The 22,394-nt window shown below is 63.0% G+C and carries 17 protein-coding genes and 1 pseudogene; 6 read left to right on the forward strand and 12 right to left on the reverse strand.

Annotated features, from left to right (window positions below):
• Positions 1–32: 32 nt before the first annotated feature.
• The 3 genes from OS124_RS0111315 to xylF all read right to left on the reverse strand — a co-directional run bounded on the left by OS124_RS0111315 (position 33) and on the right by xylF (position 3,177).
• Positions 33–797, reverse strand: coding sequence for an ATP-binding cassette domain-containing protein (locus tag OS124_RS0111315; protein WP_010139733.1), 765 nt, complete (start codon positions 795–797; stop codon positions 33–35).
• Entirely contained in the window at positions 797–2,089 is a 1,293-nt protein-coding gene (locus OS124_RS0111320) for a sugar ABC transporter permease (protein ID WP_010139734.1), read from the reverse strand. Before OS124_RS0111320 ends, OS124_RS0111315 begins: the two co-directional genes overlap by 1 nt.
• Positions 2,090–2,163: 74 nt before the next feature.
• Positions 2,164–3,177: a D-xylose ABC transporter substrate-binding protein gene (gene xylF, locus OS124_RS0111325; protein ID WP_010139735.1), complete on the reverse strand. Its 1,014-nt coding sequence runs from the start codon at positions 3,175–3,177 to the stop codon at positions 2,164–2,166.
• A 190-nt stretch (positions 3,178–3,367) separates the two neighbouring features.
• Between xylF and OS124_RS0111330 the strand changes: the two genes are divergently transcribed.
• From OS124_RS0111330 to OS124_RS26565, 3 genes and pseudogenes are all read left to right on the forward strand, one after another.
• Positions 3,368–4,582 carry an ROK family transcriptional regulator gene (locus tag OS124_RS0111330; RefSeq protein WP_237708105.1) on the forward strand — a complete coding sequence of 405 codons (1,215 nt, stop codon included), beginning with the start codon at positions 3,368–3,370 and terminating at the stop codon, positions 4,580–4,582.
• Entirely contained in the window at positions 4,572–6,089 is a 1,518-nt protein-coding gene (locus tag OS124_RS0111335) for a CRTAC1 family protein (RefSeq protein WP_010139737.1), read from the forward strand. Before OS124_RS0111330 ends, OS124_RS0111335 begins: the two co-directional genes overlap by 11 nt.
• Positions 6,090–7,806: 1,717 nt before the next feature.
• Positions 7,807–8,136: pseudogene (locus OS124_RS26565) on the forward strand (transposase); the annotation flags it as partial.
• A gap of 871 nt (positions 8,137–9,007) precedes the next feature.
• On the opposite strand, the gene OS124_RS0111350 reads toward OS124_RS26565, so the two are convergent.
• The 7 genes from OS124_RS0111350 to OS124_RS0111380 all read right to left on the reverse strand — a co-directional run bounded on the left by OS124_RS0111350 (position 9,008) and on the right by OS124_RS0111380 (position 15,932).
• Entirely contained in the window at positions 9,008–9,760 is a 753-nt protein-coding gene (locus OS124_RS0111350; protein ID WP_010139739.1) for an SDR family oxidoreductase, read from the reverse strand.
• A gap of 482 nt (positions 9,761–10,242) precedes the next feature.
• Positions 10,243–10,878: a type B chloramphenicol O-acetyltransferase gene (gene catB / locus OS124_RS0111355; RefSeq protein ID WP_010139740.1), complete on the reverse strand. Its 636-nt coding sequence runs from the start codon at positions 10,876–10,878 to the stop codon at positions 10,243–10,245.
• Positions 10,879–11,028: 150 nt separating this feature from the next.
• Positions 11,029–11,256: a hypothetical protein gene (locus OS124_RS0111360; RefSeq protein WP_010139741.1), complete on the reverse strand. Its 228-nt coding sequence runs from the start codon at positions 11,254–11,256 to the stop codon at positions 11,029–11,031.
• Positions 11,257–11,953: 697 nt separating this feature from the next.
• Positions 11,954–13,423, reverse strand: a complete 1,470-nt coding sequence (locus tag OS124_RS0111365; protein WP_010139742.1) for a tripartite tricarboxylate transporter permease — start codon at positions 13,421–13,423, stop codon at positions 11,954–11,956.
• Between the two features lie 57 nt (positions 13,424–13,480).
• Positions 13,481–13,930 carry a tripartite tricarboxylate transporter TctB family protein gene (locus tag OS124_RS0111370; protein ID WP_010139744.1) on the reverse strand — a complete coding sequence of 150 codons (450 nt, stop codon included), beginning with the start codon at positions 13,928–13,930 and terminating at the stop codon, positions 13,481–13,483.
• 8 nt (positions 13,931–13,938) lie between these two features.
• Positions 13,939–14,892: a Bug family tripartite tricarboxylate transporter substrate binding protein gene (locus OS124_RS0111375; RefSeq protein ID WP_010139746.1), complete on the reverse strand. Its 954-nt coding sequence runs from the start codon at positions 14,890–14,892 to the stop codon at positions 13,939–13,941.
• A gap of 92 nt (positions 14,893–14,984) precedes the next feature.
• Positions 14,985–15,932 carry a LysR family transcriptional regulator gene (locus OS124_RS0111380; RefSeq protein WP_010139747.1) on the reverse strand — a complete coding sequence of 316 codons (948 nt, stop codon included), beginning with the start codon at positions 15,930–15,932 and terminating at the stop codon, positions 14,985–14,987.
• Positions 15,933–16,045: 113 nt separating this feature from the next.
• On the opposite strand from OS124_RS0111380, the gene OS124_RS0111385 reads away from it, so the two are divergent.
• The 3 genes from OS124_RS0111385 to OS124_RS24430 are packed head-to-tail and all read left to right on the forward strand — an operon-like array spanning position 16,046 to position 19,892.
• A complete protein-coding gene (locus OS124_RS0111385) occupies positions 16,046–17,596 on the forward strand; it encodes an AMP-binding protein (protein ID WP_029375370.1) in 1,551 nt (516 codons plus the stop codon).
• Positions 17,596–18,819, forward strand: coding sequence for an acyl-CoA dehydrogenase family protein (locus tag OS124_RS0111390; protein ID WP_010139749.1), 1,224 nt, complete (start codon positions 17,596–17,598; stop codon positions 18,817–18,819). Before OS124_RS0111385 ends, OS124_RS0111390 begins: the two co-directional genes overlap by 1 nt.
• Complete coding sequence (locus OS124_RS24430) at positions 18,819–19,892, forward strand: CaiB/BaiF CoA transferase family protein (RefSeq protein WP_050900853.1); 1,074 nt, start codon at positions 18,819–18,821, stop codon at positions 19,890–19,892. The genes OS124_RS0111390 and OS124_RS24430 overlap by 1 nt, the downstream gene beginning before the upstream one ends.
• Positions 19,893–20,163: 271 nt before the next feature.
• On the opposite strand, the gene OS124_RS0111400 is transcribed toward OS124_RS24430, so the two are convergent.
• Positions 20,164–20,595 (reverse strand): glyoxalase superfamily protein, encoded by a 432-nt coding sequence (locus OS124_RS0111400; protein WP_010139751.1) that lies wholly within the window; start codon positions 20,593–20,595, stop codon positions 20,164–20,166.
• Entirely contained in the window at positions 20,592–21,965 is a 1,374-nt protein-coding gene (locus OS124_RS0111405; protein WP_010139752.1) for an MATE family efflux transporter, read from the reverse strand. The genes OS124_RS0111400 and OS124_RS0111405 overlap by 4 nt, the downstream gene beginning before the upstream one ends.
• Between the last annotated feature and the right edge of the window lie 429 nt (positions 21,966–22,394).

Raw genomic sequence — 22,394 nt, forward strand, 5'->3', positions numbered from 1 at the left:
GAGGCGCAGGGGAGAGTTGAAGGTTGGTCCGGTCAGGACGCGGCGACTTCGGGGCGCTTGCCCAGGATGATCATCGACAGGATGTCCTCGTCGGTGACCTTGTCCACATCCACCGTGCCGACAAGCTGGCCGTTCTTCATGACCGAGGCACGATCGCAGAGATTCATCACCGAATGCACGTCGTGTTCGATCAGGAAGATCCCGATGCCCTGTGCCTTGAGCTGTTCGATCAGCTCGGCGACCATCTGGGTCTCTTGCGGGCCAAGCGCGGCGGTCGGCTCGTCCATGACCAGGATGCGGGCATTGAAGTAGACCGCGCGGGCGATGGCGACCGACTGTCTCTGGCCACCCGAGAGCGCTTTGACAGGGGCGTTGAACTTCTTGAAGTTCGGATTGAGCCGGGCCATGATCTTGCGCGTCTCGGCCTCCATCCGGGCATCGTCGACCAGCCCCGCGGGGGTGATCAGCTCTCGGCCCAGGAAGAGGTTCGAGGCCGCATCGAGGTTATCGGCCAGCGCCAGCGTCTGGTAGATCGTCTCGATATTGTGGGCGCGCGCGTCGCGGGGGTTCTGGATGTCGACCAGCTTTCCGTCGATGTAGATCTCTCCGGCATCCATCTTGTAGGCGCCGGACAGACACTTGATCAGCGTCGACTTGCCGGCGCCGTTGTGCCCCAGCAGGCCGACGACCTCGCCGGGGTGCAGATCGATTGTGACGTGATCGACGGCCTTGATCCCGCCGAACGAGACCGAGACATCGCGCATTTCGACCAGGGGGGTTCCACTGCGGTCAGCCATTACACGTCTCCGGTCTTTTTGCGGTAGATGATGTCGATCAGCACGGCCAGCACCAACACAGCGCCCACGACGATGTTCTGGAACGGGGCGTCGACGCCGACCATGGCCATGCCGGATTGCAGCGACTGCATGATCAGCGCGCCGAGGATGGCGCCGTAGATCGTGCCGATGCCGCCCGCCAGCGCGGTGCCACCGATGACGGCCGCCGCGATCACGCGCAGTTCGTCCAGGGTGCCGATGTCATTGGAGTGGAACGACAGGCGCGCCGAGGCGACCATGCCGGCCAGCGCGCAGAGCACGCCCATCATGGCGAAGACCTTGACCGTCAGCAGCCGGGTGTTGATGCCGGAAAGCTCTGCCGCGTCGGGGTTGCCGCCGGTGGCGAAGATGTAGCGCCCCAGGCGGGTGCGACGGGCCACCACGGTCATCACCACGGCGACGGCGATGAGGATCAGCACCGAGAAGGGAATGCCGTAGCCCTGGGTGAAGCCTTGGGGCATGACCTCGCCGCGGGCCTCGAATTCGCGGGCCAGCACGCGGGTCGGCACGGAATAGGCGTTGAGCGTGGCCACGAAGCCGAGGATCAGCGCCGCGGCGAGGGCCATCAGCGTGGCTTCGGCCCAGACGGGCTTGACCGGGAACTCATGGGCGATGCGGGCGCGGCGGGCCTGCAGGATGCCGTAGCAGGCCGCGGCCACGGCGAGGGCGCCGATGACCCAGCTCGCGGTGGTGCCAAGGGTGCCGCCTATACCGCCGAGCTTCTGGAAGGTGTCGTCGAGCGGGCCGATGGTCTGACCGCTGGTCAGGTACCAGGCCACGTTGCGCCAGACGAGGAAACCCCCGAGCGTCACGATGAAGGCGGGAATGGTGAGATACCCCACGAGCCAGCCATGGAATGCCCCGATCAGACCGCCCGCAAGCAGGCCGACCACGATCGCCACGGGGGCCATCAGCGGGCTGCCGTAGTCGATCCCGAGGCTGGGCAGGAACTGGGTCTGCGTCATGGCCATGATGGCCGAGCAGGTCGCCAGCAGCGCGCCGACGCTGAGGTCGATGTGGCGGGTCACGATGATGAAGACCATGCCCGTGGCCATGATGGCCACGCTGACGGTCTGGATCGTCAGGTTGAAGATGTTTCGCGGGGTGAGAAACCGACCTTCGGTCAGGACGTTGAACACGATGCACACCAGAACGAACGCGCCCACCATGCCCAGCAGGCGGGTATCGAATTCGAGTGTCTTGAAGATGTTCTTCCGTCCGATCGACGTGCCGGAGGCGCTGGCGTCTGCCATTGTGACCTCGGTTCTGAATGCAGGGGCTGTGACCCCCGCCGGTGATGGCGGAGGCCACATGCGTTGGGACAGGATCAGTTACAGGGTGCGGGGCCGCCGGTGACGCCCTGGCACAGGGCGTCCTGCTCGATCCAGCCGGCCTCGACGACAACGGTCAGGTTGTCGGCGGTCACCGGAACCGGCTCGAGGAACTTGGCGGTCAGCGTGGTGCCTGCGGGCGAAGTCCACTCGGCCGCACCTTCGATATCCGAGGCGGCGGTACCGCTGGCCAGCGCAACGGCGATCTCGCCGGCTGCCTTGCCGAGCGCGCGGGCGTCCTTCCAGACCGACACGGTCTGGGTGCCGCGTGCCACGCGGTTCAGCGCGGCATGGTCGCCATCCTGACCCGAGACCGGCAGACCTTCGAGGCCCTGTGCGGTCAGCGCGGCCACGACGCCACCGGCGGTGCCATCGTTGGAGGCCACGACCGCGTCGACGTTGTTGTCGTTGGCGGTCAGGATCTGCTCCATGTTGCGCTGTGCGTTCGCCGGCAGCCAGCCGTCGGTGTAGGCTTCGTCGACGATGGTGATGTCACCGGCGTCGATGGCGGCCTGCAGCACTTCTTGCTGACCACCGCGCAGGAAGTCCGCGTTGGGATCGGTGGGTGAGCCCTTGATCATCACGTAGTTGCCGGTGGGCTGGGCCGCGAGGACGGCACGGGCCTGCATGCGGCCAACCTCGACGTTGTCGAAGGTCAGGTAGAAGGCGCGCGGGTCCTCGATCAGGCGGTCATAGGCGATGACCGGGATGCCCTCGTTGGCGGCGGCGGTCACGGCGGGGATGATGGCCTGGGTGTCCTGCGCCAGGATCACCAGCACATCGGCCCCCTGTGCCACCAGGCTTTCCACGTCCGAGAGCTGCTTGGACGACGACGATTGCGCGTCAGCCGAGATGTAGTCTCCGCCTGCGGCTTCGATGGCGGCGACGATGGCCGCCTCGTCGGTCTTCCAGCGCTCTTCCTGGAAATTGGACCAGCTCACGCCGACGGTCTGCGCGAATGCACCGGTGCCAAGCACCATGGCAATCGCAGTTGTTGCGATCAGTTTCATTGGATTCCTCCCAAATGTCCGACCGGTTTTTCTCGATCGGCAAGCTCGTTGTCCGTGCGAGATCCGTTCCTCCTCGAATCGCGCCGACACCGTCATCTTGCACATTTTTTTCAGCCGCAAAAATATGTTTTTTTAATCGCTGAAAAAATAGCTGGAAACCGGCGGACGTTTGGTTGAATGTCGCAGGATGATGAAGGACCACGCCCGCCACTACGGCCTTGATGCCCGTGAATTGACGCGCCTGCGGGCGTTCCATTGCATTCGTGTGGCGGGGCAGATTTCGCGGACGGACATCGCCAGGGAACTGGACAGCAGCCCCGCGACGGTGACCGCTGCCTGTGGCGCTCTGCTCGAGGCGGGGCTGATCCGGGAGGTGGATGCCGAGCGCATCGACTCCGGGCAGCGTGGCAGGCCCCGGGTGATGCTCGAGGTCAATGGCGAGGCGCTGGCCGTGGCCGGGATCAAGGTCGCGCGCCATGCGATCCATGTCACCATAGTCGACTTCAAGGGTGTCGAGATCGGCTCTCATCTGTCGCCGCTCGCGGTGTCCTGCATGCCCGCTGAAGCGCTGGTGCGGGCGGTGCGCCAGGCGCTGGATGACGCGCTCGCCGCGCTGGACCTGTCGGTGGATGCCGTCGCAGGCGCGGCGCTCGGCCTGCCCGGGTTCATCAATGGCGAGACCTCCTTCATGCATTGGTCCTCCTCGGTCGAGGAACGCAATGTCGATTTCGGCCCGCTGTTTGCCAGGCATCTGCCCTGCCCCGCCTTCCTGGAGAACGACGCCAACCTCGTCGCCAAGGCCGAGCAGTTCTTCGGCGAGGGGCGCGGCCTGCACAATTTCCTCGTGGTGACCATCGAACATGGCGTGGGCATGGGCATCGTGCAGAACGGGCAACTCTACCGGGGCGAACGCGGCTGTGGCGCCGAGTTCGGCCACATGAAGGTGCAATTCGAAGGCGCGCTGTGTCAGTGCGGGCAACGCGGCTGCCTCGAGGCCTACGTGGGGGATTACGCGCTGATCCGCGATGCCTCGGTTGGCCGGCAGAGCGATGCGCACAAGAGCCTTACCGACATCCTGGAGTCCGCGCGGGCCGGGGACCGGCTGTCAGGCGAAGTGCTGGAACGCGCCTCGAAGATCCTGGGGGTCGCCCTCGCCAGCCTGGTGAACCTGTTTGATCCGCAGCACATCGTGATCGCCCGCCTCAGGCCCCGGTTCGACGACGTTCACACCCAGGCGATGATGGAGGCTCTCAGACGCAATACGGTGCAGGTGGATGCGCCCCTGCCGGGCATCACGGTGCGCAATCTGGATGAGTCCATGTGGGCGCGCGGGGCAGCCGCCCATGGCATCGAGATGGTCTCGATCATGAAGATCCGCGCAGGGAGGGATCAGGATGCTGCGTAGCCTGCCGGTCTTCCTGCTGCTGCCGGGCCTTGCGATGGCCGAGCCCGTGGCGCCGGTCTTCGCGCCGGTCGAGATCGCGCCGCATGTCTATGACGGCGGTTGGGAGCATTTCGTAGGGGGCGGTGTCGCGGCCTTCGACTGCGACGGCGACCGCCTGCCCGAGCTTTATGCCGCCGGTGGCAGCAATCCGGCGACCCTGTTCCGCAACCGCTCGGGCGAAGGGCTGGCCTTCGAGGCGCAAACGCCCGAGATCCTGGCGATGACGGGCGTGACCGGGGCCTATCCGCTGGACATCAACGGCGACGGGATTCTCGACCTGGCGGTGTTGCGCGTCGGGCAGGACCAGCTTCTGCGCGGGCTGGGCGACTGCCGGTTCCAGGAGATGGGCCAGGCGCTCGGCTTTGCCTCGGGCGATCACTGGACCACCGCCTTCTCGGCCACCTGGGAGGCCGGTCAGAGCCTGCCGACCCTGGCCTTCGGCACCTATGTCGACCGCAGCGATCCCGAGGGGCCCTTCGAGGCCTGCGACGACACGCTGCTCTACCGGCCCGAGGGCCGGACCTATGCTGCGGCCATCCGGCTTGAACCGGGGTTCTGCGCCCTGTCGATGCTCTTTTCCGACTGGAACCGCTCTGGCCGGGCCGATCTGCGGGTCTCCAACGACCGGCATTACTATGTCCGGGGCGGGCAGGAGCAGCTCTGGGCCATGGAGGAGACCCCGCGCCTCTATGACCAGCAGGAGGGATGGCTGCCCTATTCCATCTGGGGCATGGGCATTGCCTCTCGGGATGTGACGGGGGATGGCCTGCCGGATGTCTACCTGACCTCGATGGGCGATCAGAAGTTCCAGGAGTTCGACCCCGAGGCCGGGGGTGGCCCCACCTGGCGCGACGCGACCTATGCGCGGGGCACCACGGCGCACAGGCCCCATGTGGGCAGCGACGGGCGCCCCTCGACCGGCTGGCATGCGGCCTTCGGCGATGTGAACAACGACGGGCGCGACGATATCTTCGTGGCCAAGGGCAATGTCGAACAGATGCCCGACGCGGCGATGGAAGATCCCAACTCCCTGCTCATGCAGGACAGCGGGGGCCAGTTCGCCGAACGGTCCGTCGAGGCCGGGATCGCCTCCATGGCGCGGTCCCGAGGCGCGGCGCTGGTGGACCTGGACAACGACGGCTGGCTCGACCTGGCCGTGGTGAACCGGCGCGCGGCGCTGGAAGTCTTCGAGAACACCTCTCGGGACGGGAATTGGCTGCTGGTCGATGTCGCCGGGCAGGCTCCGAACACCGCAGCCATCGGCAGTTTCATCGAGCTGCGCACCGAGGGCGGCACGCAGACCCGCGAGATCATGATCGGTGGCGGCCATGCGGGCGGCCACGCCGGCATGCAGCACTTCGGGCTTGGCACTGCGCTCGATGCCGAACTGCGGATCATCTGGCGGGATGGAGAGGTCTCGGACTGGCAGAGCGTCGCCGCCCGGGAAATCGTGACCCTGACCCGCTAGGCTCAGATCTCATCTCCAGAGCAGCACAGCCGCGGCGAGAGTGACAGCTTCGGGCAACGGCGCGCGTTGCCAGTCCTTGAGCCTGACGCACATGATCTTGATCCGTTCGAGGCCTATCAGGTTGCGCCTGTCGTACCTGATGGGGGTCCTCCGCGGCTTGCGGCCTGGGACACAGGCCCTGCCCCCCTGCCCTGCAAGGCTTCGCGGATCATAGCCTCGGCAAGCAAGTCGCGACGGCGCAGCTGGCAGACCTCCCGGAAGGTCCACCGCCCCGGTGCAATCGCCACCCCATTGCCCGAAAGGCGATCGCGAGGCAATCTGTCGAAACGGGGCGGCAGACATGAAGCACCTGACTGGGGGGCACTTCGTGTCGGTCGTCGCCTGGAGCTTGATGGTCATCCCACCCTTGCTGCGACCACTCTCGGAACATTTCCTCGCATTGCCCGGCCGGGCAATGGATCAGGCGCCCGCAAGCAGCGCGCCCACTGGTGCATCCGCGACGCCGACCAGCCGGACCGATCAACGGGTTGCACTGGCCGCCCGGAAGCTGAGATAGCCCTCGCAGCGCACATCGTCCCCCCCGCGGACGGGACGGTGCTGCCGATGAGCCGGGCAATGTAACCTGCGGCGAAGTCCTGGCGATCCACGCAGAGGAACATGCGCCCACGGTCGCAACCCCCGAACGCATCGGCTAAGCGATCAAGGGCCTCCTGCAGGCGGCCATCACCCTCACCCACCGGGAAGGCTACATGACCGCGGCACCGCCGTAACTCTGCCGGAACCACCAGGTCGCCGGCAGCGCTGGCTCACCCGGGAGGAGGCAGCTCGCCTGCCATGGACTTACTGCGGCCACGCGGCGAAGCACGCCGGTTTGGAGAAGGTCTCGCCCTACACCCTGAAGCATAGCGCGATCACCTGGACCATGCAGCGCGGCGTCGCCAGGTGGGAAGCCGCCGGCTTCTTTTCGAGCAGGGCAGAGACCATCGAGACGGTCCAGGGCACCACGCCCCGGACGTCATGGAATCGGCACGCGAAGCGATGGATGGCGTTTCAAGGCGCAGAAACCATTACGGATAACAGATCCGCTCCGGGAACCGGCGGCGGATTTCAGGCACAACTATCTGATCGTGATTGGCGCACCCGATAGGTCGCCGCAAGACAAGCGATGCCAGCCCCTTACGCGGAAAAGGGACAGCAAATCAGCAACACAGAATCGATGACTTACATCCATTTTGGAAAGGCAGTTGGTACTGCCAGTAGGCATTGCCGAACGTCTCGCGAGTCTCCCTTGTTGGCTTTAGGGCACCAGGAGAGTTGGGGTCGGCCAGTTACCCGGATTTGAGCTTTCTCATCGACTGGTCAGCCTATAGCAGCCCGTTCTCGCGCTTTAGACTAGCCACGGCGGCCAGTCCTCCAACTCAATGCGTTCTCTGTCTACAGGAACGTGAGGCAGCGGCTCTCACACGAACCGAAGCGTACCGCCGCTATTCTCACGTCGGTCCGCAAGTCCAGGCCCTGCTCCACCCCCTATCCCGCGAGCAGAACGAAAGAGCGGCGGAGGCTCCAAGGGCCGGTACAGGAACTGCGCTGTTTCCGGACGAACGGCGGCGAAACAAGCTTTGCTGAAGTTCGCAATGGGGCGCCTGGACGGCTGCTAAGCGCAGGAAGCGGAAATGGTGCACGAAAATGGGCGCTTGGTCCGGCTGGCACAACCGGCCCGAAGGCGCCTGCACGCAAGGTGCTGCGGTCGATCTACGAGCCATTCCGCGATCGGGCCCGTGCGATCGCTCAGACCACGGAATACGCGATTTCCTGCAAACTGAGGAAGAAGGTCGAGATTCTGTTCACCCATCTGAAGCGGATCCTGGGGCTGAACCGTCTTCGATTGCGGGGCCCTCTCGGCGGGCGCGACGAATTCCACCTCGCAGCCACCGCCCAGAACCTCCGGAAGCTCGCAAAGCTCCTGCCGAAGAGAGGTCGGCCGACGTGCGCTCAATCTCGGGGCACACCCACAGCGGCTACCGGGGCGAGTTTTTCAACGGAATAGGCCCTTCCAAGACATTCTTGCAAACCGCAGCATGACGACGGACGTCGACCCTCAGGGCGGATAGCAGGCGATTGGAATGACTTGAAACGGCTGATTTGCTCGGCAACGCGAACGAAACCTTCAATGCTTAGTGCAGTGCACGTTACTTTCGAGGGCAAAGTTCAAATCCGCGCGAACTGGACACGCCTTACACAAAGCCGTTAGAATTATCTGGCCTAGGTCAAATCGCCGTAGCACGCTGCCGATTTGCGTGCGACGCGGCCCAGGATGCACACTATTCGTCGATTTCGATCCGATTGTCGAAAACTACAGATAGAGGTCTGCGCCATGCAAATTGACGATACTATAGTGCTAGGACCGAAAGCGTTTCTTGTAGCGTATGTACTGTGGCTTTCGGTGCCACTTTTTTTCTTTTTCGCTCGCAGGCCTATAGGCAGGCGACCCTTGATTACCTGTCCTTCCGTGATCTTCTTGGCTTCAATATGAGAAGGAAATTCCCCAAGATATTTGCCTTCCGGATCGTTTCACTTGTTTGCATTGGGATTATCTTCGTGTTTTTTGGGGAGTAAGAGTTGCGTCTGGCGCGATCGGGATGTCTCCGCGCGCAGCGACCGACTGGTCTTCGAAGTACGCGCCATCGCTACGTCCGCTTTGGCCTGGAAACGGACGCGCCGGACGAGCTGTCTTCAACCGCGCCTCTGGGCGCAACCCGGCCCGAACCCGACGTTTGCCAAGATCACCATTGCCGCAACGCAACTTCTCCATCGCGGACTTTCATGGCACCGCTCAGCATAGCCCGAGGCCCCTAGGTCCGCAGTGAGGAACGAAGCGGACGCTGGCATGTCACTGGCCAATGTCCGCTTGGCTTCCCCTAGAGTTTGTTAATCGAGTTTCCGCCATCCGCGATCATTGCGGTCCCGGTCACGAATGACGCATGATCCGAAAGCAGGAAGAGCGCCGCCTGCGCGATCTCGGATGGATCAGCCATGCGCTTCAGCGCGTGGAAACCCCGCACGATCTCATGATAGGCGGCATCCTCTCCAGCCATCGGCGTCATGGTGCCCCCAGGCAAGAGCGCGTTGACACGGATGTTCTCAGGCCCATGTTCCGTCGCCAAAACCTGGGTCAACCCGATCAGGCCCGCCTTTGCCGCAGCATAGGCGCCCATGCCAGGCAGCCCGACCGTGTGCCCGACGAAGGAAGATGTGAAGACAATTGAGCCGCCGCCGCGTTTGCGCATCGCCGGTATCTGATGCTTCGCCGCATAGAATCCGCTGTTGAGATTCACTGACATAACTCTGTGCCAGTTGCTTTCATCCATGTCAGGGATCGGTCCAATGTTTCCCGTCGCGCCTGCATTGTTGAACGCGCCGTCAAGACCACCAAAGCGCGCTTCCGCGCGTTTCACCATTTCTTCTGCGTAGCCGCTATCTTCGACGTCCCCTGCGATGAAATCCACTTCTCCACCGTCAGCGGAAATCTCGTTGACAATTCGCTCAAGCAGTTCAGCACGACGCGCACCCAGGACCAGTTTCGCGCCCTCCGCTGCGAACATCTTTGCAGCCGCCGCTCCGATGCCGCTGCTTGCGCCGGTAATGATGATTGACTTTCCTTCGAGAAGCATTCCCGTCTCCGTCTGATGTTGTCTCGGGAACTGCTTAGGCAACACCTTGCTGTGTGATCGACCCGTTTCCTGCGCAAACGCCTTCGTTCCATGGGTGAAGCTGGCAATTCTCTTATGGTGCCGCATTCGGGAGGGCAGGCTCGAAGCAGACCTGCGGCATCCTGGCGTGCTGGACACGCAGGTGAGTGGCCTGCCCGGCAGAGACGGCCCAGAGCCGACCTTCGCGACAGGGGCTGCAGATGTCCGGTCCCAGCCTTTCCGCGACATTCCTGCCTGGTGCAGCATGTCGCCAGGCGCGGACACGAAGGGCGGAGAACTGACCTTCGCTGCATCCTGAACGAATGGCAGCGATGCGCAGTACCCGGAGTTTGCCTCGCTCGGCAAGCGCCCCGTGAGCTGCGTTCAGCGATCGACGCCTTAGAGCCCGATGTGGAAGGTTGCGCGCGCGATAGAGCCATGAGGTTGATGGCGCGCGCGTGGCTTCAGCCTCGTCGGATATGGGTACTCCAATGCGCGTGTAGAGCTTCAATGTCGCCACTGGTCAGCAGCGACATCGCAAGATTCAGTTGGTCTTCTGACCACTCCCACCACCGCAGTTCGAGCAGAAGCGCGACGAGACCGCTCTCAAACCGCTTCCGGATCTCCTTGGCCGGATGCCCGCCAACTATGGAGTAGGGCTCTACATCCCTCGTCACCACGGCGCGCGTTCCGATGACGGCACCATCGCCGATCTTTACGCCCGGCATGACGATGGCTTCGGAGCCAATCCACACGTCATTGCCGATGATCGTGTCACCCGCTGGGCGGAACCCGTTCTCAGCGCCTTTGAATTCGGGCACGTCGGACATCCAGTAGAATGGGAACGTGCTAACCCAGTCGTATCTATGGCCCTGATTTCCCGCCATGATGAAGGCAGCGCCGGAACCTATCGAGCAGAAGCTCCCGATTATCAGGCGGTCAACGCCCTCGTCTGGCAACAGATAGCGGGCACAGTCGTCGAAGCTATGGCCATGATAGTAGCCTGAGTAGTAGCTGAACCGTCCAACCAGAATGTTGGGGTTGGTGACCTGCTTGTCCAAGGTGACGCCCCGGAAAGGGCTCTCGAAGTAGTTTTGCATTTTCAAACCTCTGAATGAATGGCTTGTGTCCGCATACACAAGCTGACCGCGACCGCCGGTGGCGGCGCGCTATTCCCCTGCGCTTTCGCACAGGGGCTTATTCAGATGGTTCGATCCGCAGACTTCATCGGGTTTTCAGCCTTTCACGCTTTACCCGATGATAGTCCTATAGTCCGGAGGCGCAAGTCGGGTCATCGGCAGCTTCGTCCACGTTCGGCACCCGGAAGAGCCGGTCGCGAAACTGGCCGGCACGATCGTCCAGTTGTCGAGGGCAAAGCGCGACAGCTTCTGCACCGGCAGGATACCGTCGGCCAAGTAGATCACATCGGCGGCTTGCGTCCAGCTCAGCCGGTCAATCGCCGCCTGGTCGCAGGGCACCTCGAGTTCTAAGGGCGCCCCTTAGCCCCAAGCGTGCGCGTAGCGATGTCCATGTTATGATGTGTTTCAATGTTTAGCATTCAGGATGGAGGCAGCTCCGGCGACTTGACCCGAGCGCTCCACGTGCCTGACCGCAGCCTTGAGCGGCACTGAATGGACACGGCTCCGATGAGTTCGTGCGAAGCCCCCCGTCAGCTTTGCTGAGCGCGCCTAGGTGATGGGAACATCCGTACTGCATCGAACCGGCACCCTGTCGGCAGTCCACGCGTTGTGCGCGCACCAAAGCATGTTCCCGAAGGCCCTCAAGGGGGCGCTGCAGAGTGGCATCGGGGGTGAGAAACCAAGGCACCCGCCAGTGAGGTCGCCTTCGCTTGAGTGAAGCCCTAGGTTGATGTCGCCCCGTTGCCGAAGCCCCGCGCCCGCCCTGGTCATCGCGCAGCGCAGTTTCCAAAGACCGCCATTTGCAAAGATGCGTGAAAATGCGAAAATCTAATTCCACTAGGCTCAGGACCCATTGATTTGGTTGGGCGCTCGTGAGTCACCGCTCGTTTTCCAAAGCCTGAATCATGTCAACCAAACGAAATCAATGGGTCCTGAGCCTAAGCGGGTGCCGCCTTGCAACGCCCGCGTATTCTTGCCGGGTCTTTCGTGCAGCTCTGAAGTAATCGACTCGGTCATTGTGCTGGTCCCTGGTCGGTCAGGTCTCTTCTGGTTTTCGCGCATGGGCTACGTGCCGCCAGACCGTCCGGGCCAACGTGAAGGCGGCCAGTCCGAAGATCGCCAAGGCAATTGGGCGGTCGAATAGATAGCCGATCTCCCCATCCGCAAGAATGACGGTCTGACGGAACGACAGTTCGAAACTTGGGCCAAGGACGAAGCCGATGATGAAGGTGACAAAGGAAAACTCGAGCGCTCGCATCAGGTAGCCGATCACCGCGAAGCCCACGACAAGAGGCAGGCCGAAGGTGCCGGAGGTCAAGAAGGCGCCGGTCAGGCAGACAAGGCCGATGGTTGGAAAGACGACCATGGCGGGTGCGCGGGCAGCAAAGGCAAAGACGCGCAGGCCGAAATAGCCCAGGATCAGGTTGGTGCCGTTGGCGATGACCATGGCGGCGAACATGGCATAGACCAGCCGCCCCTGTTCGGTCATCAGATGCGGCCCGGGCTGGATGCCGTGCACGATGAAGGCGCCGAGGATCAGCGCGGCCGCCACGTTGCCGGGGATACCGAGCGCGAGCAGCGGGATGAAATTCGCGCCGACGACGGAAGAGTTAGCTGCCTCGGTAGCGGCGACGCCTTCGATATTGCCCTTGCCGAAGGACTTGGGGTCTTTGGAGGCGCGGATCGCCGCGTTGTATCCGATGAAAGCCGCCGCGCTGGACCCGATGCCGGGTAGTGCGCCGATCCCGGTGCCGATGGCGGCCGAGCGCAGGATGGTGCGCAGGGTACCCCGATATTCGGCCCAGCTGAGGCGCTTGTCCTCGGGCCGTTCAGAGCTGAGCGGCAGATGGCTGTCGCCCGCCGCGCCACGCAGCATGACCAGCTGGCGCAGCACCTCGGCCATGGCCAGCACCCCGATGCCGACGGCAGAAATGGGCAGGCCATCCATCAGGTCAGGCATGCCGAAGATGAACCGGCTGGTGCCGCCTTCGGGGTCAAGTCCGACAGTGGCCAGAAGCAACCCGAGGAAGGCCGCGATCAGGCCCTTAAACATCGACCGCCCCACAAGGCTGGCAATGATCGTGAGCGCGAAGACGATGACCGACAGCATTTCGGTCGGGCCCATCTTGATGGCGATCAGGGCCAAGGGCGCAGAGACGGCGAAGAGGACGAAATCGGACAGCGTGTCGCCGGTCACGGACGAAAACAGCGCCATTTTCAGTGCCTTCAACCCCTTGCCCTGTTTGGCCAGCGGGTGTCCGTCGAAGGCGGTTGCGGCCGCTTCGGGCGTGCCGGGGGTGTTCATCAGGATGGCCGAGACAGAACCGCCAACGGTGCCGCCCTTGTTGATCGAAACAAGGAACGCCAGCGCACCGACGGGCGTGAAATAGTAGGTCAGCGGCACGGCGATGGCGATCGCCGTCAATGCCGACAGGCCGGGGATCGCACCGAAGAACTGGCCGATGAAGACACCCGCGACGATCAGGACAAGCGTCTGAATGGTCAAAGCGTCCGAGAATGCAGTGATGACAGTTTCGAGCATGGCGATACCAGTTTGGGCAGGTCAGGGCAGCGGAATGCCCAGAAGGACTTCGAAAAAGCCCCAGAGCATGAGCGGCGGGCAAATGGCCATCAGCGCAATGGCCCACCATTTCCGTTGTCCCATGAAGATCGTCAGGGCACCGGTGATGAAGACGCCCCCGACAATGTATCCGACGGTCAGCATCAGCGTGACTGCGATGGCGAAAAGAACCAGCACGATAACGGTCAGCACCATCGATTTCGGATCTATCGGAGCCGGGCTTGTCCGGTCCGGTTCCAGAAAGAGCCGGTGCAGGCACATCAAGGCGCCCAGCGTTCCGATGAACCCGACCGCGACACGCGGCATCAGATCGGGCGCGACGGTGACGAAATCATTCGGTTCGACCCAGGCGGGAATGCCCCAGAGCCAGAGTCCGAGGGCCAGCAGCGTAACGCCGGCCCCCACGAGTGCTTCAAAGATGCGCAGGGTCATCCGGGGTCTCAATTGCCAGCTGCGGCGATCAGCTTTTCATAGATGGCCGTCGAGGCCGCGACGTTCTCTCGCAGCTGGTCGGGCATCAGAACCTTGGAAGGAAAGCCCATTTTGCTCTCAACCATCGACACGACCTCCGGCTTTTGGGCGCCAGCCGAGAATGCGTCATGGAGTGCCTGGAAAACCTCGTCAGGAATGCCTTTGGGCGCGAAGAACAGGAAGTAGGTGTCATCGCCGACATCATATCCCAAGTCTCTGAAGGTCGGCACGTCCGGTGAGTTCACCAGCCGTTCGTTCCCTGCGGCGGCAAGCACTTTGACATCGTCACCAAAGCGTTGGTGGATTCCGGCACTCCAGCCCATGTCCATGTGCCCACCCATGACGTCCTTCATGATCTCGGCGCCGCCTTTGGTCGGCACGACCTTCATCTCGTATCCGTCATGGGCAGAAATGTAGTTCATCATAAGGTTGACCGCCGGTGAAGAGGACCCGAACGAAACCTTCTGGCCAGACTTGCCGGCGGCGACAACATCTTCCCAGGTATTGAAGGGAGAGTCCTTTCCGACCACCACAGCGTTCTGAAGTGCCGCGGCCGACGTGAGGTAGTCAAACGTGTCGGCATCAAACTTCACGGTGTCGGACGCCAGCGGCGCATAGGAAAAGGTCGATGTGACGGCCATCCCGATCGTATAGCCATCGGGTGTCGCGTTCATCAGCTTCGTCGCGGCAACGACGCCACCACCACCGGGGACGTTTTCGATGACGACCGGCTGGCCAAGGGCTGCCTCGGCCTCCTTGCCAATCAGGCGGGCAAGCGTGTCGGCTCCGCCGCCTGCGCCGAATCCGACGAGAACCGTCACGGGCTTTTCGGGGAAATCGGCGAAGGCCGGGGTGGCCAGCAGGCCAACGGTCAATACAGTCGCGACACGGCGCACTGCGCCTGTGAATTTCATTTGGGTCATTTCTTGCCTCCTCCTCGCAAGTGACCTCTACGGTAAGGCGGGCTTGCCGCAATACCGAAATACAGGTTCAACATGCCAGTTATACATTAGCGCTATAGCCAGCTGTCGTCGTGCAGGGCGACGTCGCTGGCGGGCCACCGCCCATCCCTGACGACCTCTCGCAAGACTTCAACGAGAATGAGGCGAACAGCGCGCACTGCGCCCGTCATGGGTCGGTTTCGAGGCCAGGTCAGCGATATGGTGCGCTTCGCTTCCGGCTCAACAATCTTCCAGGCGGCCAGGATGTTCATGCCCCACCGACTGTCCAGCAACGCCCAGTTCAGAATGGAATAGCCAAGCCCAGCTTCCAGCAATGAATAGAGCACGTGCAAACCGGTGATCTCGTAAGTTGTATTCAGCCGCACGCCCTGCGACGCGGCAAGCTCTTCGATGGCCCGGCGAAGAACGACGCGTTTGTGGGTCTGAATGAGAGGATAGTCGGGCAACCTCCTCAGAGGAATTTCGCCGATGCGTGGTGATTTCCCGTCCCATTTTCCAACGAGATATAGGTTCTCTTGAAATAGGGCGACGGATTCGAGGTTGGGCAGGTCGGCCGCATTCGGCACCAGCCCCAAGTCTCCACGCCCGGACGACATGATGTCGCCGCTCTCGAAACTCAGTCCCTCGACGATCCGCAGGTTCACGCGCGGCAGTTCCCGCGCGACGCGTTCATACATCGGTGCGGAGAGCAGATAGGCCGCGGTCAGCGGTAACGCGAGCAAGACCTCCCCGCTCGGACTGTCTTCGCCGCCGCTTACATCCGCAGTGGCCGCGTCCAGCTGCCTCAGGATCGCCTCGGCATGCTGGCCAAGCCGGATACCTGACGAGGTGGGCGTAACGCCCTTGTTGGTGCGTTCAAACAGCTTGACACCAAGTTCTGCCTCAAGCGCAGCGATATGACCTGAAAGCGCTGGCTGGGCCACATTCAGGCGTCTTGAAGCAGCGGAAAATCCACCCTCCCGCAGAACCGCTTCGAAATACTGAAGTTGCCTTGAGTTCATAGCCTCTCCCCTCTCGCGATATCAAAACCGTATAGAGGCCAGACGCAAACTGTTTTTCGGCAATAGCGAGGGTCAGGGATAGCTTGCGCTCAGAAATACTCGGGAGGAAACCGATGAACTTGGGACGAGTCGTGCAGCGGTCTGCACGTTATTGGCCGAATGCCATGGCTGCCGTGGACAAGAACCGGCGGCTGACCTTTGCGCAGCTTGATGCAGAAACCAGCCGTCTGGCGACCGGCCTCATGGCCGCGGGTTTCCCGGCCGGGACACATGTCGCAATGCAGGCGCCGAACTGCGTCGAGATCCTTGCCACCGAGATTGCCTGTTACAAAGGAGCCTTCGTGAAGGTGCCCGTGAACGCGCGCCTTTCAGCGGAGGAATCCGTGCATGTCATCAATGACAGCCACGCCGAGGTGGTAATCGCCGGACCGAAACACGCGGCTGACCTTGCAGAACGCCGGGACCAGATGCCCCGTCTGAAGAAGATCATCGCGATCTCGGGCGGTGCGGGAGATGTCCTCTACTCCGACATTCTTGAGCTTGGCAAAACCGGGTTCGACAGTCTTGAGACCCAGGACAGCGATCTTGCCGTTTTGCACTATACTTCAGGGTCCTCTGGTGTCCTGAAGGCAGCGATGCAGAGCTATGGCAACCGGGCCGCGCTGCTGCGCAAACAGCTTGTCCGACCTGGCGGGGGTGGCGGCATTGGCGTGACCATGGGCCATGTCGGACCGATCACGCACGCCTCGGGCATGTCGATCCTGCCCACGCTCTACATGGGCGGATGCAATGTACTGTTTGACCGGTTTGACATCCCTGAGTTCCTGACAACAATTGAGAAAGAGCGGATCAACCGCATTTTCCTCGTCCCGACAATGGTTTCGCGCATCCTCGCCTCCGGCGAGGTTCCGAAACATGACCTGTCGAGCCTGAGCGACGTGATCTATGGTGCTGCGCCCATGGCCCCCTCGGTCGTCGCCGAGGCAATGGAGACCTTTGGTCCCATCCTGGCGCAGGGCTATGGAGCAGGCGAGACGACCTCGACCATCACCATCCTGACCGCGCAGGACCATGTAGAGGCCCTTGCGGGTGACAGGTCCCGTCTTGCCAGCTGCGGCCGCAGTTACTTCGACAACGATGTCCGGATCCTGCGAGACGACGGCACCGAATGCGCGCTCGGCGAAGCCGGTGAGATCGTCGTGCGCGGGCCGGACGTCATGCAGGGGTACTGGGGTGCGCCGGAACTTTCGGAGGAAGTTCTGAAGGACGGGGCCTATCACACCGGCGACATCGCGACCCAGGATGACGAGGGCTACATGTTCATCGTCGACCGCAAGAAGGACATGATCATCTCTGGCGGTTTCAACGTCTATCCGTCCGAGGTCGAAAAGGTTCTCTATAGCCATCCTGCCGTCTTCGAAGTCGCAGTTGTCGGCGTGCCCGACCGCGAATGGGGAGAGGCTGTGAAGGCTGTCGTTGTGACCAAGGACGGCGCGGAGATCTCTCCGGACGGTCTTGAAACCTTCTGCCGCGACCATCTTCCCGGCTTCAAGCGCCCGCGCAGCTTCGATTTTGCGCAGGACCTGCCTCGAAACGCCAATGGAAAAATCGTGCGCCGCAAAGTGCGTGATGCCTACTGGGCCGATGCAGAGAGGAAAGTCTGATGTCCATTGCCTTGAAGCCGGACGCGCGTGAAAAGGCGCGCACCCGCGCGCTTACCGATTTCCGCGGCGGGGCGTCCGCCCTTGCTGCGGCCGAACCGCTGGTCGATTTCCTGACAGGCGAGATCGCGGAGTTCGAACATGAACACGGGCTGGACTGGGACACGCCGGTCGATCACGACACCCTGCGCAGGGTATGGAAGATGTCCGCCGAACGTGGGTTCTATTCCTACCTGTTGCCCGGGGAGCTCGGCGGACAGGGGCTGTCAGTGGCCGATATTTGCGCGGTGCGGGAAGCTGCGCTGATGTCGGGGTCGGTGCTGGCCTCGCATGTGCTGGGTGACCTCTCGGGGCCGCCACGTGTGGGGCATCTGTTCAAGCAGGCCAGCTCCTATCAGATCGAGACCTTCCTCAAGCCGATCCAGACCGCCGACCTGGCCATCTGCTTTGCGCTGACCGAAGCCGGGGCTGGCTCTGACGCCGCGTCGATCAAGACACGCGCCGAGAAGACAGCCGGCGGATACCGTCTGAATGGCGTCAAGCGCTTCATCTCCGGCGGCAGTTTCGCCGATGCTGCAATAGTTCTGGCCGTGACCGATCCTGAGGTCGGACCGCGCGGTATATCGGCCTTCTTCGTCGACCTGCATTCGGAGGGAGCGTCGAAGCGAAAGGACTACGAAGTCTTGTCCGGCAAGGGTGCCCATGCCGATCTGGTGTTCGACAACGTTCTGGTTCCCGAAGCGAACCTGATCGGCGAGAAAGGCACCGGGTTCCGCCTCGGGATGGCGCGCATCTCGGTGAACCGGCTTCTTCATTGCTCGACCATGATGGGTTTTGCCCGGCTTGCGCTTGACCTGTCGATCGAACGAGCCGGGGGGCGGCAGCAATTTGGCCGCCCGATCGGGAGCTTCCAGGCGATCCAGCACATGCTGGCGGACATGGCGACCGACCTATACGCTGGCCGCTCCATGATGTTCGATGCAGCGCGGCGGCTTGACGAGGGCCACGACATCCGCGCGGAGGCCTCGATGTGCAAGCTCTTCTGTGCCGAAAACGGTTTTCGGATCGCCGACCGGGCGATGCAGGTGCACGGCGGGGTCGGATTGCTCAAGGGCGGCCCGATCGAGTTCATCTTCCGCAACCTGCGCACCTTCCGGATTGTCACGGGCACGTCGGAGATCCAGAAGAACACGATTGCCAAAGCGTTGCTGGACCGGGTCAATTGATGCCCGGATTTCCGAAGCCACTGGCCGGGAAGCGGGTGCTCGACCTCTCGCTCCTCTACCCTGGCCCCGCGACCGCAGCGACCTTGCGCACCTTTGGCGCGAAGGTGATCAAGGTCGAACCTCCGGCTGGTGACCCGGCCGCACGGCTTTTCCCCGAAACCTACCGCTTGTTGAATCGCGGAAAAGACATTGTGACGCTCGACCTCAAAACAGACGACGGCAAAGCCGAGCTCGGACGTTTGGTCGCCAACGCAGACGTGTTGGTCGAAAGCTTCCGGCCCGGAGTCCTCGCACGGCTTGGAATCGGCCCCGAATGGCTGCATGCGATCCAGCCCCGGATGGTCCTCGTGTCGATCAGCGGCTATGGCGCGACCGGTCCCTATCGTCATCAGCCAGCCCACGACCTCTCCGTCCTCGGGGTCGCAGGCTATTTCACTCTGCCCGCCGAACTTGAGCCAAAAGTTGTTCGCCCGAATATCCGTCTTGCGGATGCATTGACCGTGAACGCCGCGAGCCTCGCGGCCTTCGCGGCTATCGTTGAAGCAGACCGAACGGGTGATGGCCAGATCGTTGATACCTCGATATTCGACGCGACCGCAGCGGCTTGCCTGACCATGTCCCTGTCGCGTTCGGACCCGGACACCGCACCGGAAGAGCAGAAGCAAGTCATGGCAGATAGCGCGATTTATGCTTGCCGTGATGGCAAACGGATGGCAGTCGCGACCCTGGAAGATCACTACTGGGCAGAATTTGTCCGGCTGGCCACCGCAGAAGACCATCAATTGCGGACTGCGCGCTACGCCTCGCGGGAAGGCAGGGACGCCGACAAGACCCGTCTTGCGGAACTTCTCGCCGATCTTTTCGCCAGCCGCGACAGAGAGGACTGGATCCTCATCTTTGCATCAGGCCGCGTTCCTGTGGTTCCCGTATGGGAGGGGAGTGAGGCATTGAACGACGATCACCTGATGAAAAGAAGAGCGATAGCCCGGTGGGTTGAGGGCGATACCGGCTTCCGGTATCCGAGCTTTCCGGCCATCTTCAACGGGGCACGGGATCAGGATGCGTCGAGCTAAGACACTGTTCTTGAGGTCCGAACGTAGCTGGCAAACGACGAGACCGTATGCCCGGCAGTACGATCATCAGGTCGTGACAATGTGATTGTTTGCGGTGATGCCGCCGTCGGAACATGGTGCTGCGAATGGCCGCTTCCCGCCCTTTAAGTCCGGACCTGGAGAGATGCCGCGCCCGGCACCAGAGACCGGTTTGCGGATGAAGCGGTCGTCGTGCCCGAACGCGGATCTTGCGAAAGAGGCCGGTCGCAGCTTTCGCGCGCAATGGGTGAGGTCAGCCCTTCGTCGTCTCCACCGTAAGATGCGGTGTGCCATTCGACGTGCGCCGCACACTGCGGCCGTCTTTGCCAAGGGTGCCCCGGATGCGGTGACGCCAGTTCGAGAAGCTATCGAACTCGACGGTGTCGACCGGCTTGTCGAGGGCAATCTCCACCTGGCGATGCCCCGCAGCGCCCGAAAGGGCGACGATCGTTCCACTGTAGGCATGGCCAAGGTAATACCCCGTGACCTTGGCACCCAAGGTCAGTTCTCCCGGGGCGTCGCGATGACCGAGGCGGGCAGAAAGCGTATTCCAGTCTCGCGCCCCGTGCTGTCGGGCGATGAGTTCGAGCGCATGGGCATGGCTGACCGCCATGCCCTTGGCTGCGAGGGCCTGCCGGAGCGCCCTGGCCTGGGCCTTGACCGTTTCGAGGGATGGCTGCGTCATGCTGCCTCCTTGGCGGGTGATTTCACGGAGTTGATGGCGAGGACCAGGGCCAGGACAAGCAGTAGGGCATCCGCGATGGGAAAGGCAAACCAGAGGCCGTCGATCCCAGAGACCTTCCCCAGGACAAAGAGCAGCGCGGGGGTCAGCAGCCACGGCTTCGCCAGCGTCAGCACCGCGGTCCGGACGGGCAAGCCCAGGGCCTGAAAATGCATGGCCAGGACAAGGACCGGGCCGGTGACGACATAGAGCGCCGTCATCGGACGCAGGATCGTGACGACTGCCGCGACGACCTCCGGATCGTCCGAGAACAGCGCGCCCAGTTGCGCGCCGGCCAACGCTCCTGCCAGCGTCACGCCCATGCACCAGAGGAACGCGCTTCCCATCGCAAGCCGCAGGGCGGCGCCGGCCCGATCCATGCGGCCTGCGCCAGCGTTGTTGCCGGTGATGCTCTGGGTGGTCAGCGCGATCGCCATCTGCGGCAGGAAGGCCAGCCCGAGGATCCGCGTCACCGCACCGTAGGCCGCGATATAGGGGGCAGATTCGGCGGCGGCGGTGCCGATGATACGAAGGACCGTGCCGGCCACCAGGGCCATGCCGACAAAAGTCAGGCAGAGCGGGAGACCGAGCGACAGCATCCGCCCCCAGCCCGATAGCCAGCTGACCCGCCGCAGGGTGCCAAGGGGCAGAAGCTCGTGATCGCAGGCCCGCAGCCCTATCAACAGCGCCAGGCCAAGGCCCTGCGCGACCACGGTGCCCAAGGCGGAACCGGCCACGCCGAGCCCAAGGAGCACGATCGCGACATAGTTGGCTCCGGCATTCAGCAGGTTCACCAGCACCGAAAGCAGGGCAATGTGCCCGGCCCGCCCCTCGCTGCGCAGGGCGTCGGCGTGCAGGCCCAGACCGAACTGGATCGGGGCACCAAGGATCAGGATCAGCAGATAGCCCTGCGCAGACCCCGCCACCGCCGCGTCTCCGGCGGCAAGTGCGGAGAGCATGGCAGGGCCGAGGCTCAGCGCTGCGGTGATCAGCACCGCGCTGATGGCCAGCGCCAGGCCATGGCCTCCGGCGAAGACCTCTCCGGCCTCCCGGCGCGCCCCGGCGCCCAGATGGCGGGCAAGCAGGCTGGCCATGCCGCCCCCCGCCAGAGTGGTCAGGGCCGTCAGCAACATGACGACCGGAAAAGCCAGGCTGACCGCGGCCAGGGCCTGGGCGCCGACGAAGCGCCCGACGAAGATCCCGTCGATCACGTTCAGCAGGCCGCCCGTCGACATCACGACGGCCATGGGCAGGGCATTCGAAAGGAACAATCGCCCGACGGGCCGGGTCAGAAAGCGGTTCTCGATTGTATGGGGGACAGGTCCGACGGACATGGCTCACTCCTCCGGGGAGGCATTTCGGATCGGGAGGGAGCCTGCATTACCCACCTGCGAAATGCTTCGAGGGTGAGAGGTCGTCTTGCTCGGGGCTTCACCGTGACTCACGTCCGCAGGCGGCAGGTGCCCGGCACCTTGATCGCTCGATAGGGGGAAATCCTCCGAAAGGCAAGATGGCAAACGAGGGTTGCGGGCGATGCAGATCCCCAGGTGCCCAAAAACTGCGGCGTGGCACCCGACCAGCGGCTTGGGGTCGGAGCCGACCTTCGCCGTGCTTCAGGCCACCCCCTAATTGCCCCACGCGCTCTGTCGCTCACGGCCATTGATGTCGGCCCTGGACGCCTTGCCGCATGCGCCACCATTGTCGCGAGAGGGCTGGGACCGGACCTCAGCTGCCGGTCCATGGCGCCCCAAGGCGTCCCGGAG

Source organism: Oceanicola sp. S124 (assembly GCF_000220565.1).
GTDB lineage: Bacteria > Pseudomonadota > Alphaproteobacteria > Rhodobacterales > Rhodobacteraceae > Pseudooceanicola.